The sequence below is a fragment of the Cochlodiniinecator piscidefendens genome (assembly GCF_011326755.1).
Classification (GTDB): domain Bacteria; phylum Pseudomonadota; class Alphaproteobacteria; order Rhodobacterales; family Rhodobacteraceae; genus Cochlodiniinecator; species Cochlodiniinecator piscidefendens.
On the sequence record NZ_JAAOIE010000001.1, the window covers coordinates 351,424 to 365,126 of the forward strand.

The window sequence follows — 13,703 nt, forward strand, 5'->3', positions numbered from 1 at the left end:
CTCTATTTGATGTTACCACCTTCTGCCAGAGAATGGGTGATTTCCGGTTGAACGCCCCGTTCAAGGTACGTGGACAATGCGACGTATGTCTTGGTGCTGCGGACACCTTCGATATCGTACAATCGCCAAAGAAACCCCTCCAATGCTACAGAGTTCTCTGTGCGCACCTTGAGAATTAAGCCGGTATCTCCCGTCGCTGAGTGTATTTCTTCGACTTCAGGCAATTGACCAAGCGCAACCAATTCAGTGGTTTTGCCCCAGCCACGCGCCTCTACATGGATGAATGCCAAGAATGATTTTCCCATCGCTTTGCCATCCAAAGCAACAACAGTCGCTTTGATAGCTTCCGCCTTGCGCATTCGTTTGACTCGCTCATGGACCGCAGGCGCCGATAGGCCAACCATCGCGCCCAGTTCAGCATAACTTGTAGTCGCATCTTTGGTTAGAACACTTAATATTCTTCGGTCAATCGTATCAATGGACCGCTGGGTTTTAGTATTTTTCTGAATCTGATCTGTATTTTTTGGTTCCATATGCTCTTCTCTTTCCGAATTTAATTCGGAGTTATATTAATATAACTGAATACTGTTCGGAAAACCAAAAATGCGAAACAAATCTATTTTTCTGCTCACAGCAGCCGTCGGCATTATCGGAGCTAATTCTCTGGTATTATCGCCAATCGCAGCAGAAGTTGCACGCGGTTTGGGGGTAGAGAATGCTGCAACCGTTATGATCGCATCTGCGATCTACGGGCTGGGGGTTGCTGCATCAGCTTTAACGCTGGCCCCGCGTGCTGATCGTATAGGTGCGGACAAAGCGCTTGGGTGGGCATTGTTGGTTTTATGCGTATCCCTATTCGCGAGCGCTTTTTCTCCGAACATTTTGGTATTGGCCACGACACAGGGGATCGCTGGCATTGGGGCTGGCATGGCCCTACCGGCCACCTATTCCCTCGCGGCGCAAATCGCACCCCCGGGAAAAGAATCCCAGACAATGGGAACCGTATTGACCGGATGGACGTTGTCGCTCGTCGGTGGCGTGACGGCTTCTGCTTATATTGCCGATTTCGCTGGATGGCGCTCGGTTTATTTGATCCTCGCGGCAGGGATGGCGCTGATTGCTATCGCAATATCCCGAAGCCAATTTGAAGGCATCAGCGCGACCGGACGCAGTACCTCCCCTATAACAGCGCTTAAGCTGCCCGGCGTTATTCCCGGCCTCTTTGCTGTGGCGTGCTTGGGGACTGGTTTTTATGGGTTCTACAACTACTTAGGCGCCCATCTAGAGCGGGAACTCTTATTACCAATTTCTGCAGCGGGTCCGCTAACACTTAGCTATGGTTTGGGCTTTGCTTTATCGATCATTTTTGATCGCCACCTTAATAAAATTGGGCCTCGGCGGGGGCTCGCTGTTACCTTTAGCGTTTTGACGGTACTCTACTTAATCATGGCGGCATGGGCGATGAACTACAAAATCCTCGTAGGCTTAATGTTCGTTTGGGGAATGGTTCAACACGTAGGGTTAAACCTAACTGTAGGAAGGTTAGCCGCGATTGATCCGACGCAGAGGGGGGCAATCATGGGATTAAACTCAACCATGATGTATCTTGCTGTGTTTGCCGCCACGGTTGTGTTTAAACCATTGTTTGAACACTTTGGCATCGTCGGATGCGCCATCGCTGCATCCGTAATCGTGACGTTCGGCGCTGGCGAAGCGCTGTTCGCCAGATTAGCTGCCACTCGAAAAAATGCCGTTTAGAAACGTGTAAAGCGGCGCATCGTTCGGATCATTTTACGTCCGTTTTGCCCCATTTCGCGGCCTGCATTAGCCTGTTGGCGTTCGGCATCTGTCATGTCTTCCGGGGCTTTCCCGCGACGAGATGCAATATCGATACCTTTGTTGATACCTGCGTTCACCGCACGATTGGTGATCTGGCGGATAATCATATTGATAATCTGATTCATGGCTGAGCCTCCTTAGCCCTCAAACATATCGTCTTGCCCGTGTTCCTCACGGTTGTCATCGTTGTCTTCTTCATCCGTAATGCCCGGCATCATACCCGGTTGCGGACGACTCTCGAGCAACCCTGCTGCTCTTAAATCCTTCAAACCGGGCAAATCTCGGGCACTCTCAAGGCCAAAATGGTCCAAAAACACTTGAGTTACAACAAATGTTACGGGTCTTCCTGGTGTCATGCGTCGTCGTCCAAACCGGATCCACTCCAATTCAAGCAATTGATCCAGTGTACCACGACTAACCGAAACGCCGCGAATTTCTTCGATTTCGGCACGTGTAACTGGTTGATGATAGGCAATAATAGCCAAAGTTTCAGTTGCAGCCCGACTAAGTTTTCGTGTTTCAACAGACTCAGCCTGCATCAAAAAACCCAAATCTGCAGCGGTACGCATGGCCCAGCCATCACCAACTTTTGATAATTTGACTCCTCGCCCTTCATATCGCTTTTCAAGCGAAATCAAAGCCTGTGCCGCATCACACCCATGGGGCAATCGCGTGTTTAACTCTTTGATTGAGATCGGTTCAGCTGTTGCAAAGAGGATCGCTTCGGCCATCCGCTCTTGTTCGGCCATTGGTGGAGCCTCGAACAGGCTCTCGTTTATGTCTGGTGATGTATCATCCATCAATATCATCCCTTTTTCGGATGTGAATGGGAGAAAAGGTAGCGTCTTGGCGGATTTCAACGGTTCCAGCCTTGGCCAATTCCAGAGCCGCCGCAAAATGTGCTGCTGTTGCGCTGCGACGTTTAATCGGGTCATCTTCCCAACCATCAGGCAAATAACTGATCAAATCAGTCCATTGCCCGGCATACCCAATCAATCCGCGCAGCCGATCTAAGGCTTGTTCCATTGTAAAAACAGCGTCGCGATCCATGACATAGGGTCGAAAGTCGTCTTTGGTACGAATGCGCGCATAGGCCTGCATCAGATCCAGAAGATTGGCCTCATAAGTCGTACTACGCAAACGTCTTACGGTTTCGGTTTGACCACGTACAAAACGTTCGCGCCCCAATAGGTCACGCGCCATCAGTTTTGCAGCAGCTTCGCGCATGGCCGAGAGACGCTCTAGTTGAAATGCCAGATGCGCGGCCAATTCTTCACCTGACGGGCCTTCTTCGGACGGATCAGGTGGCAACAACAGACGACTTTTTAGAAACGCAAGCCACGCTGCCATGACCAGATAATCCGCGGCCAATTCGATCCTCAGCGCCTTGGCTTGCTCGATAAAGGCTAGGTATTGCTTTGCGAGGTCCAAAATCGAAATGCGCCGCAGATCCACTTTTTGCGTTCGCGAAAGCGTCAACAATAGATCAAGCGGTCCTTCGTAACCATCAACGTCAACGATCAATGCTTCTGCGGCAAGCCGCGCATCAATTCGTTCCTTTGTTTCATCATCGAAGATATCGCGTTCGGTCATTCCATCCTGATCTTACTGCTTCATAAGAGCATTAAGTTCGGACTCAATCTGTTGAATGTCAACTGCATCAGGAGATTTGCGCATTGCCAGCGCCTTCTCAGCCCGGTTTTGGGCCTTTGCTGTCAATGGGCCTGCCTCTGATACTACAGCCTCCATTTGATCGCGCTCACCATTACAGTGCAAAATCAAATCGTTGCCAGCACTCAGTGAAGCACGGGTGCGTTCTGAAACACTCCCGGCCAGCGCGTTCATCGATAGATCATCGGTCATCAGCAAACCATCAAATCCAATTTCAGTGCGTATGAGGTCAATCATCGCTTTCGATGTTGTAGCTGGCCCAGTTTCACCAAAGGCCGAGTACACAATATGCGCGGACATCCCCATTGGTAAATCTGCCAGCGCTGCAAATGCAGCAAAATCGGTTTCGTGCAGGGTTTCAGCACTCGCGTCAACGACAGGCAATTCAAGGTGACTGTCCATATTCGCACGCCCATGACCAGGAATGTGCTTCATCACCGGCAGAACCCCCATCGCTAAATGCGCATCTGCTACAGTGCGCGCGATTTCGACAACAGTATTAACATCTGTACCGTAGCACCTATTGCGCAAAACGGCATGGGTATCAGGCGTTGCGATATCAACATTAGGGGCGCAATTGCAATCAATCCCAAGGGCGATCAATTCAGATGCGATCAACTGATACCTTAGATGCATACTGCGCACAGCTACGCTGGGATCGCGTTCAACGTGATCCAATGCTGGCAACCATTCCCGCCATTCAGGGGCGCGTAACCTTTGGACACGGCCCCCCTCTTGGTCAATCAAAATGGGTGCATTACGCCCAACGCTATCGCGTAAATCTTGTGTTAAGGCACGTATCTGATCCGGCGTTTCTAGATTTCGAGCAAAAAGGATAAACCCCCAGGGATCAGCTTCCTTAAAAAAGTGGCGCTCATCCAAAGACAAAGCGCCGCTTTCACACCCAAAAATATAAGCCCCCGTTGTCATTACCGGACAACAACCGGAATACAGGCTGTTTCACGCGCAAGAAGCACGGAACAAAAGCGCCGCGTATCGGAAAGACCATCAAACCCAAGGACTCGAAGACGGAAGAAACTGCGACCGCCACTGGTTGCCTCTTGAATAACGCGAGACTTGCCCTCGAAATAGTCTTCAAACTGCCCAGCAATGCGGGCCCATTCTTGGCGGGCGAGGTCGGCGCTATCATATGCCCCCAATTGCACCAGCCGTGTTCCAGCTGCGATACTGCTTGCTGCGACTTCGTCGGTATTTTGGGTGCTAGGCTCGCTTAGACTTACGCTTTGTGCAGTTGCCAATGCTTGCGCAATCACATCGCTTGACGGACGTGGCTGAGGACGCAACGACACAGCAACTCCGGGAACCGTAGCCGCAACACGCAAAGGCGATTGAGTCGCATCATCAATCTCGGTCAACTCACCAAGTGGGGCTGTACCATCAATTAATTGATCGACCAAATTGCTAAGCCCCCCACCTTCAGGGATAACGGTTTCAGCAGAGACAAGCACCGGGCTGTCTGTTGCTTCGCCAATATTTATAGGTGCAGAAACGACGGGACGTTCTTCTGTGATCGGTTGATCAGATGGCAAAATACCGACGGGTTCAGGGGCTAAAACCAACCTATCTGCGGCTGGTGCAGCTTCGCCGGCTGCTTGAACCTGGTTTACTGAAAGCCCTTGATGGCGTGCTTGTTCGCCCCCCGGCTCAACGGGCTGAATTCGCATCGGGCCTTCTATTGCACGGACAACGGGCACGCCCGTCACATCACGAACAGCCAAACGGTAAGTCCATGTCCCGAGCCCTGCAATCAACGCAAGAGACATCAAAGCCCCGGCAATCACCGGAACAGAAGAGCCGTTCTTATTTTTATCAGTCGGGTCATACCCATAGGAATCGTCGAATTCAACGTCTGCCATATCTGCCTCTCGTCCACCGTTTCTTATGTATAAAACGGTTGGTCTTGCCTGCTCAGCCCCGGACGAGACGCGATTTTTTAGCGCATTTCTTCGACCGGAGTCACACCTAAGATACCAAGACCTGCAGAAATAACAACCGCTACGGCGCGCGCGAGCGCAATTTTTGCTTGCGATGTCGTAGCATCGCTTTCCTGCAACGCTCTGAGCTCAGGCGTATTTTTGCCCAAATGGTAGAGACTATGAAAATCAGACGCCAATTCATAAAGATAGAATGCAACGCGGTGTGGCTCATTTGTACGGGCTGCAATTTCAACCAGACGTGGCCATTCTGCCAACTTCTTTGCGACACCCAGCTCAGCCTCATGAGACAGGAGTTGCAAATCTGCTCCCACCAACGATGCATCGTCCACGGCAACGCCCGCTTCTGCAGCTTTGCGCAAAATGGAATTCACACGGGCATGCGCATATTGGACATAAAACACAGGATTGTCTTTGGATTGCTCAAGAACCTTGGAAAAATCAAAATCAAGCGGCGCGTCATTCTTCCGCGTCAACATGACAAACCGGGTCACATCCGGTCCGACTTGTTCAACAACATCGCGCAAGGTAACAAACGTCCCTGCACGCTTTGACATCTTAAAGGGTTCGCCGTTTTTAAACAGCTTCACCAACTGGCAAAGCTTTATGTCGATAGAAACCTTCCCATCAGAAAGCGCGGAGACGGCCGCTTTCATCCGTTTTACATAGCCACCGTGATCTGCACCAAAAACATCGATCAGGTGATCAAAACCACGATCCACTTTATCATAGTGATACGCGATATCCGGGGCAAAATAGGTCCATGATCCATCCGATTTTTTCACCGGACGGTCCACATCATCGCCGTGATCTGTGGACTTGAACAAGGTTTGTTCGCGTGCTTCCCAATCTTCGGGTAATTTGCCTTTCGGCGGCTCAAGCGTACCTTCGTAAATCAGACCTTTGGCGTCGAGTTCGCCAATAGCAGCCTCAATCCGGCCCGTTCCATAAAGGGATTTTTCCGAATAAAACACATCCATCGTGACGTTCAACGCCTTAAGGTCAGCACGGATCAAATCCATCATCGCCTCTGTGGCAAACTCGCGAATATCCTGAAGCCAAACGTCTTCGGCTTTACCAACATAGGCGTCGCCAACCTTTTTCTTTAAGGCCTGTCCAACGTCGATCAGATAATCCCCAGGGTATGTTCCGTCGGGGAATGCAACTTCTTGGCCGTGTGCCTCAAGGTAACGCAAATACACTGACCGTGCGAGCACATCTACCTGCGCGCCACCATCATTGATGTAGTATTCACGCGTAACATCATAACCCGCATAATCAAGCAAACCTGCCAAGGCATCCCCGAACACGGCCCCACGTGTGTGACCCACATGCAGTGGTCCTGTCGGGTTAGCTGACACATATTCGACATTGACCTTTGTGCCCTGCCCCATGGCTGAGCGACCAAAAGCAGTGCCTTTGTTCAAGGTCTCAATCACTACACCACGCCAAAGCGCGCTGGACAGGCGTAAATTCAAAAAACCCGGACCTGCAACTTCGGCTAATTCAACACGGTCATCCGCAACCAATTTTTGCGCCAATGCGTCTGCGATATCGCGTGGTTTCATTTTAGCGGGTTTTGCAAGAACCATAGCTGCATTGGTTGCCATATCACCGTGCGCCGCATCGCGCGGCGGCTCAACCGCGACATTTCGAAAATCCAAACCCTCAGGCAACAGCCCTTCAGAGGTCATTGCCTCAAGGCTTACGATCACAAGCGCGCGGATATCGGTAAAAAGGTTCATGTCTGGCTTTCCATTCGTTCAAGGCGCGGTTTATCACGCTCTGCTGTCTCGTCAACGGGGAAGCGGGGAATTGCCCTATTCGCTCGTGTCAATTCCACCAATTAAACGTTCATGTTCCTGAATGGCGAAGCGATCTGTCATACCTGCGATGTAATCCGCAACAATGCGTGCCAGCATGGTTTCGCCCTGCGCCTCGGCCACATCTTTGCGCCATTGTTTTGGCAACAATTCAGGCTGTTCCATGAACAAAGGAAACAGATCGTGAACCATTTTGGTGACTTTTTTCCGCATAACGACCACAGACGGTGCGCGGTACATGCGATGGAATAAAAATTCTCTGATCACTTTCAAATCCTGAAACACGGGATCGGAAAATTGGATAACTGCGTGGCCCGCGTGACGAATATCATGCACGCTTTTAGGATTGATAAGCGCAATACGCCGTTGTGCGTCATTGATCACATCTTCGACCAAAACGCCGAAGAACCGGCGCAGTGCCTCATGTCGGCGACGGTAATAATTCAGACCGGGATACAATTCATCCACCCGAGCAAAGCACCCATCTAACAGCGGCAGTTCCGCGAGTTCATCAGTTGAAAACAACTCCGCCCGCAACCCATCGTGTAAATCGTGATTGTTATAAGCAACATCATCTGCGATCGCCGCAACTTGGGCTTCGGCGCTGGCGTAGGTGTGCAGTTCTAAATCGTGTATTTCATTGTAATCAGCAAGCGCATAAGGCAACTCACCTGTCACCGGACCGTTATGTTTCGCAATGCCTTCAAGCGTTTCCCAGGTTAAGTTCAACCCATCCCACTCAGCGTAATGCCGTTCTAGGGACGTGACAATTCGGATCGCCTGAGCATTGTGGTCGAAACCTCCGTACGGTTCCATCAACACTTCCATAGCGTCCTCGCCCGTGTGACCGAAAGGGGTATGCCCCAAATCATGGGCCAATGCGATTGCTTCGGTCAGTTCCTGATTTAACCCCAAAGATCCCGCAATTGTGCGTGCGACTTGGGCCACTTCGATGGAATGAGTCAGGCGTGTGCGGAAATAATCCCCTTCATGTTCGATAAAAACTTGGGTCTTATGTTTCAGTCTGCGAAAGGCCGAAGCATGAATAATACGGTCGCGATCCCTTTGAAAACATGACCGAAATGCGCTTTCTTCCTCAGGATAAAGCCGCCCACTGGCCAATGCCGGGTCGGATGCGAATGGTGCATTCATGTTCACTGCCTGTTGTCGCCTCTTGTTCCCTTCCTTATATTCAGAAATAGGTAAAAATGAAATGAAAACGGATTATGTTCCTATGGACTTGATGTTGCCACCAAAAGTCACAGATCGCGCCTTTGATCGGTTGGCTGAAATCAACGAAGGCGCCAGTGATGAAAAAGCGCTGCGTATCGCTGTCGATGGCGGCGGATGTTCAGGGTTTCAATATGAAATCACCTTGGGCGAAGCCACCGAGGATGACCTCGTTCTAGAAGGCAAAGGTCAAAAGGTTGTGGTTGATTCCGTTTCGCTCCCCTTTTTGACCAACGCTGAGATTGATTTCACAGAAGAACTGATTGGCGCACGGTTTATAATCAACAATCCAAACGCGACCAGTTCATGTGGCTGCGGCACCAGTTTTTCCATGTAAGTGAAAACGCAGCCTCAGAAAACACACTCTGAGGCTGCGCTGCGCCTAAACATGACTAACCAATCCATACAAAATCGACCTTCGGCGCTTATTTAGGCCGCCACTAAAGACAGCTAAACATCCAAATGTTTCAAAACCATAAAGTCAGGCCGTTTATTTAGAAGCCTTTTTCGTTGTCCTACGAAATGCCCAGCGGATCGGCTTTTGCCGACGGCGTCCCGGCAGCTGAGCAATGATAATTCCACATAGCATCAACCCTGCCCCCACCAACATGCGCTGTGTCAAAACCTCACCCAACAACAACCAACCGCCAATCGCACCAAAGACGGTCTCCATGCTCATGATCATAGCGGCCTGAACACTGGGCACCCAAGCTTGCGCCAACACCTGAAAGGTAATTGCAATGCCTGTGGCTGCGATGCCCGCAAAGAGCAAACCGGTGATCGCACCATCAATCCCATCAATATTGAACCCCTCGTAATAAAAGGCGAGCGGTGCGCTTAGCACTGACACAGTTGCGAATTGTAGAAATGCGAATGTAGGGCCATGCACTTTGGGCGAAAAAATTCCAACCAGAACAACCTGACCGCCCCAGAACAGAACGCTTGCGAATACCAATCCATCACCGGGTGCCAATCGAAATCCGTCTGTAACTGATAGGAAATACAACCCAACGACGGCCAAAACGCCCGCGAACCACACCTTTGCTCCGATCTTTTGGCCTAGGAATATCCCCATGATGGGAACAGCTAAGATGTAAAGCCCCGTGATAAACGCTGCTTTGCCTGCGGTGGTTTCGATCATGCCGACCTGCTGGAGATTAATCCCGACAAACAGAACAGCGCCGGTAACAATCCCTGCACCGATCACGGTTTTTGGTGATCCTTCCGCTGTTTTTTTACGTGGAAAAATCCAAATCACCGGCAGGACCGACAGCGCACCAATGAAGAACCGGATCGTGTTAAACGTATAAGGGCCAATAAATTCCATGCCTTCGCGCTGAAACGCAAAGGTAAAGCCCCAAATCACCGCAATTGAAAACAGCATTCCAATGCCAAGTAGATACCGAAAATTCATGGCAAAGCCCCCATATTGACCTATTCCCCTTAGAGCTGGAAATAGAGTTTAGCAAATGAAATCGGTTCGTTAGAGAATTCCCATTGTGAAACCCCGACCTATCTCTTGTGCTTGCACCATCCGCCCCGTTACTAAGGGATAAACCATCGGGAGCACGTCATGAAAATTGCGACTTTTAACATCAACGGCGTTAAGGCCCGGATCAATGCGCTCAGTGATTGGTTGAAAGAAGCATCCCCCGATGTAGCGCTCCTTCAGGAAATCAAATCCGTTGACGAGGCATTCCCACGAGACGTGTTCGAAGATCTTGGTTACAATGTCTACACCCATGGGCAAAAAGGGTTTAATGGCGTTGCGATTTTTTCAAAACTGCCGCTCGAAGATGTGACACACGGCCTTCCGGGTGACGACAGTGACGAGCAAGCCCGCTGGATCGAGGCCACCGTTGTCGGAGAAAAGGCAATTCGCGTCTGTGGATTATATCTTCCCAATGGTAATCCCGTTGAACTGACCGAAGATGGGCAACCTGTCGAAGGTGGCAAATACGCCTATAAACTTGCTTGGATGGAACGCCTTTATAAACGCGCGCAAGAACTATTAGCTTCAGAAGAACCTGCGTTGATGGCGGGTGATTATAACATCATCCCCCAAGCCGAAGACGCCGCCAAACCAGACGGTTGGCGCGAGGACGCACTGTTTCGACCAGAAAGCCGCGCAGCGTGGCGCAAAATACAGAATTTAGGATTTACCGAAGCTTTCCGTTCCCGCAATCAAAACCCTGAACAATATAGTTTTTGGGACTATCAGGCTGGCGCATGGAACAAAAACAATGGAATACGGATCGACCATTTTCTTATGACACCACAATGTGCAGATTTGATGGAAGATTGCCAAATTGATAAAGATATCAGAGGCCGTGAAAAACCATCTGATCACGTCCCGGTTTGGGTCAAACTTAACGCCTAGATTTCTTTGGTGATATCGTAGCCATAGAGCCAGTCGAATTTTTTCAATGCCATCTCAGGCGCAACTCGCGTTGCGATACGCAGTGCCGTGTGCGCTGCAAAACGTAGCGGTGGGAAACTTAGATGGTAATTACGGGCATTGTTACTGGATGCATTGATCACTCGACGCACACGCCCGATGCGTATGTCCTGATAGGCAGCGAATGCCTTTGCAACGTCATCATGTGTATCCAAGGATTGTGCCAAGGCCCAAGCATCCTCAATCGCCATTGATGCGCCTTGTGCCATAAACGGTAAGGTTGGATGCGCTGCATCTCCCAAAACCGCCATACGTCCTTTGGACCAGTTATTTGCAACAGGATGCCGAAACAAACCCCAAAGATGCACCTCTTCAACGCGATCCAGCAGAGCGCGCACATCGGGGCAAAACTTTGCAAAGGCTTCGCGTACATTTTGCGGGTCATCTTTGCGGTTCCAACCTTCTTCAACCCAATTGGTGCGCTCTTCGACGGCAACTATATTCACAAATTTCCCGCCACGAATGGGATAGGATACGATATGTCGCCCCGGCCCCATATGCACAGTTACCTGCGCAGCCATCTCTCCGAGCGCAGGCACAACAGCCCGCCACGCTACTTGGCGTGTGAAAAACGGCCGGGATGGTCCACAAACAGCTGGGCGCACAACCGATTTCACACCATCAGCCCCAATAAGCAGCCCAGCCGGGACTCGCGCCCCTTGGGCCGTTGTTAAGCACGGCTTACCATCGGCGCAAAGCTCAACCTGCTTCACGTGCTGTAAAAACCGTATCTTAACACCGGCAGCACGTGCTGCGCCGGCCAACAAATTAATCAAATCTGCACGGTGAACAAAAAGGTAAGGACGGTGCAATGACTGCGCCAATTCTAAGGAAAACACCGGTTTTCCTGCCGCATAATCACGCAATTGAACGGCGGAGGCTTCGACGGCGAGACTACGCACTGCGCTACCTAACCCTAATCGATCAAGGACTTTGAAACCGTTGGGCGAAATTTGAAGCCCTGCCCCAACTTCACGAATTGCTTCTGCTTGTTCCAGCACTTGCACTTTCGCGCCATGCTGTGCACAGGCCAAAGCTGCCGTAAGCCCGCCAATGCCTGCACCCAAAATAGTGATTTTCTCGTTGGAGCACATATCAAACTGCCGGGTCATCACGACGCATTCGCCTTCCAATGGAAAGGGCGCCGAACGATCTGGTTCAGCGCCCCTCCCGTTTCCTAAACTTGTCTTTTATCGCTCGTCGCGATGAACGCGCTCTTTACGTTCGTGGCGCTCTTGGGCCTCAAGGCTCATGGTTGCGATAGGCCGTGCATCCAAGCGCTTGAGCGAAATAGGATCACCTGTGGTTTCACAGTAGCCAAATTCGCCCTCTTCGACACGACGCAAAGCCGCATCAATTTTAGAAACCAATTTGCGCTGACGGTCCTGCGTGCGCAATTCAATCGCACGATCCGTTTCTTCAGACGCGCGATCAGCAACATCAGGGATGTTACGCGTGTTGTCTTGAAGACCTTCGATTGTGTCTCTTGTACCAGCCATAAGATCGGCCTTCCAAGCGACTAACTTCCGACGAAAATATTCCAACTGACGATCATTCATAAATGGTTCATCTTCAGCCGGGCGGTAGTCGTCTGGTAAGAAAACTTCAGCTTTCATACCTGCTCCCTTTATTTGGCCGGTGACAAACCTAGTGAGTCTGCCAATCGGCTCCCTCTCTCTGGCGTTGCCATTAATCCCTTTCTAAGAGCTTGTCACTAGGGGAACGCAACTTTTGCATAATTTGATTGTGATTCCATACAACTTAGAACCGACCCATGCCTAATTTTGCGCCTAAAGGTTGGGTTGAGGCAGAAAACACTTGGCCTCGCGAAAAACCCGCAATACTCCGGTACGGCAAACATCCACATAAAACAGGTTCCCACGTCTAATGAAATTTGCCGGTACAGAATCATATGTCGCAACCGAAGACCTCACAGTCGCTGTAAATGCCGCGGTCGCGTTAGAACGCCCACTGTTGGTCAAAGGGGAACCGGGAACAGGTAAAACCGAACTCGCGCTCCAAGTCAGTAAAGCTCTTGGCCTGCCGATGATGGAATGGCACATCAAGTCTACCACAAAGGCGCAACAGGGCTTATATGAGTATGATGCTGTAAGCCGATTGCGTGACAGTCAGCTGGGCGACCCAAAGGTCAATGATGTCAAAAACTACATCAAACAGGGTAAGCTTTGGCAAGCCTTTGACGCCGATGGACGGGTGGTTTTGCTGATAGATGAAATCGACAAAGCAGACATCGAATTTCCAAACGATCTCTTGCAAGAACTCGATAAAATGGAATTCCACGTTTACGAAACAGGTCAAACCATTCGCGCAAAGCAGCGCCCAATTGTTATCATCACTTCAAACAACGAAAAAGAGCTGCCTGATGCGTTCCTGCGCCGCTGTTTTTTCCATTACATCCGTTTCCCAGACATGGACACTATGCGCAAGATTGTCGAAGTCCATCATCCCGGAATAAAAGACTCCCTGCTGACCAGCGCTCTTACGCAATTTTACGAAATTCGCGAAACGGCTGGCCTTAAGAAAAAACCGTCGACCTCTGAGGTTTTGGATTGGCTTAAGCTTCTTTTAGCCGAAGACCTATCCGCAGAAGACCTTGCACGTGATGCAGGAAATTCGCTTCCTAAATTGCATGGTGCTTTGTTAAAAAACGAACAGGACGTGCACCTCTTTGAACGCCTAGCCTTTTTGGCACGTGGCCAACGTTAA

General features: G+C 50.4%; 15 protein-coding genes. 4 read left to right on the forward strand and 11 right to left on the reverse strand.

Features of this window, described 5'->3' with window-relative positions:
* Nucleotides 1–2 precede the first annotated feature (2 nt).
* Nucleotides 3–533 (reverse strand): Lrp/AsnC family transcriptional regulator, encoded by a 531-nt coding sequence (locus G9C99_RS01780; RefSeq protein ID WP_166415737.1) that lies wholly within the window; start codon nucleotides 531–533, stop codon nucleotides 3–5.
* A 70-nt stretch (nucleotides 534–603) separates the two neighbouring features.
* On the opposite strand from G9C99_RS01780, the gene G9C99_RS01785 reads away from it, so the two are divergent.
* Nucleotides 604–1,758 (forward strand): MFS transporter, encoded by a 1,155-nt coding sequence (locus G9C99_RS01785; protein WP_166415738.1) that lies wholly within the window; start codon nucleotides 604–606, stop codon nucleotides 1,756–1,758.
* On the opposite strand, the gene G9C99_RS01790 is transcribed toward G9C99_RS01785, so the two are convergent.
* The 7 genes from G9C99_RS01790 to G9C99_RS01820 form a co-directional block, all read right to left on the reverse strand.
* Nucleotides 1,755–1,964: a hypothetical protein gene (locus G9C99_RS01790; protein ID WP_166415739.1), complete on the reverse strand. Its 210-nt coding sequence runs from the start codon at nucleotides 1,962–1,964 to the stop codon at nucleotides 1,755–1,757. The genes G9C99_RS01785 and G9C99_RS01790 overlap by 4 nt on opposite strands.
* A 12-nt stretch (nucleotides 1,965–1,976) precedes the next feature.
* Nucleotides 1,977–2,639, reverse strand: a complete 663-nt coding sequence (gene scpB, locus G9C99_RS01795) for an SMC-Scp complex subunit ScpB (RefSeq protein ID WP_205859811.1) — start codon at nucleotides 2,637–2,639, stop codon at nucleotides 1,977–1,979.
* Nucleotides 2,632–3,432, reverse strand: coding sequence for a segregation and condensation protein A (locus G9C99_RS01800; RefSeq protein ID WP_166415741.1), 801 nt, complete (start codon nucleotides 3,430–3,432; stop codon nucleotides 2,632–2,634). The genes scpB and G9C99_RS01800 overlap by 8 nt, the downstream gene beginning before the upstream one ends.
* A gap of 12 nt (nucleotides 3,433–3,444) precedes the next feature.
* Nucleotides 3,445–4,440, reverse strand: a complete 996-nt coding sequence (gene nagZ / locus G9C99_RS01805; RefSeq protein WP_166415742.1) for a beta-N-acetylhexosaminidase — start codon at nucleotides 4,438–4,440, stop codon at nucleotides 3,445–3,447.
* Nucleotides 4,440–5,387, reverse strand: a complete 948-nt coding sequence (locus G9C99_RS01810; protein WP_166415743.1) for an SPOR domain-containing protein — start codon at nucleotides 5,385–5,387, stop codon at nucleotides 4,440–4,442. Before G9C99_RS01810 ends, nagZ begins: the two co-directional genes overlap by 1 nt.
* 77 nt (nucleotides 5,388–5,464) lie before the next feature.
* Nucleotides 5,465–7,210 carry an arginine--tRNA ligase gene (gene argS / locus G9C99_RS01815; RefSeq protein WP_166415744.1) on the reverse strand — a complete coding sequence of 582 codons (1,746 nt, stop codon included), beginning with the start codon at nucleotides 7,208–7,210 and terminating at the stop codon, nucleotides 5,465–5,467.
* Nucleotides 7,211–7,285: 75 nt separating this feature from the next.
* Nucleotides 7,286–8,440 carry a deoxyguanosinetriphosphate triphosphohydrolase gene (locus G9C99_RS01820; protein WP_166415745.1) on the reverse strand — a complete coding sequence of 385 codons (1,155 nt, stop codon included), beginning with the start codon at nucleotides 8,438–8,440 and terminating at the stop codon, nucleotides 7,286–7,288.
* Nucleotides 8,441–8,528: 88 nt separating this feature from the next.
* On the opposite strand from G9C99_RS01820, the gene G9C99_RS01825 reads away from it, so the two are divergent.
* Nucleotides 8,529–8,855 carry a HesB/IscA family protein gene (locus G9C99_RS01825; protein WP_166416280.1) on the forward strand — a complete coding sequence of 109 codons (327 nt, stop codon included), beginning with the start codon at nucleotides 8,529–8,531 and terminating at the stop codon, nucleotides 8,853–8,855.
* 153 nt (nucleotides 8,856–9,008) lie between these two features.
* Here the strand turns inward: G9C99_RS01825 and G9C99_RS01830 are convergent, their stop codons facing one another.
* The gene (locus G9C99_RS01830; protein ID WP_166415746.1) at nucleotides 9,009–9,932 is read right to left on the reverse strand and encodes a DMT family transporter; all 924 of its coding nucleotides are present in this window, start codon (nucleotides 9,930–9,932) and stop codon (nucleotides 9,009–9,011) included.
* 159 nt (nucleotides 9,933–10,091) lie between these two features.
* Between G9C99_RS01830 and xth the strand changes: the two genes are divergently transcribed.
* Complete coding sequence (gene xth / locus G9C99_RS01835) at nucleotides 10,092–10,898, forward strand: exodeoxyribonuclease III (protein WP_166415747.1); 807 nt, start codon at nucleotides 10,092–10,094, stop codon at nucleotides 10,896–10,898.
* Here the strand turns inward: xth and G9C99_RS01840 are convergent.
* Complete coding sequence (locus G9C99_RS01840) at nucleotides 10,895–12,088, reverse strand: FAD-dependent monooxygenase (protein WP_231703942.1); 1,194 nt, start codon at nucleotides 12,086–12,088, stop codon at nucleotides 10,895–10,897. The two genes, xth and G9C99_RS01840, sit on opposite strands and share 4 nt — an antisense overlap.
* 78 nt (nucleotides 12,089–12,166) lie before the next feature.
* Nucleotides 12,167–12,592 (reverse strand): RNA polymerase-binding protein DksA, encoded by a 426-nt coding sequence (gene dksA, locus G9C99_RS01845; protein ID WP_166415748.1) that lies wholly within the window; start codon nucleotides 12,590–12,592, stop codon nucleotides 12,167–12,169.
* 271 nt (nucleotides 12,593–12,863) lie between these two features.
* Between dksA and G9C99_RS01850 the strand changes: the two genes are divergently transcribed.
* Complete coding sequence (locus G9C99_RS01850) at nucleotides 12,864–13,703, forward strand: AAA family ATPase (RefSeq protein WP_166415749.1); 840 nt, start codon at nucleotides 12,864–12,866, stop codon at nucleotides 13,701–13,703.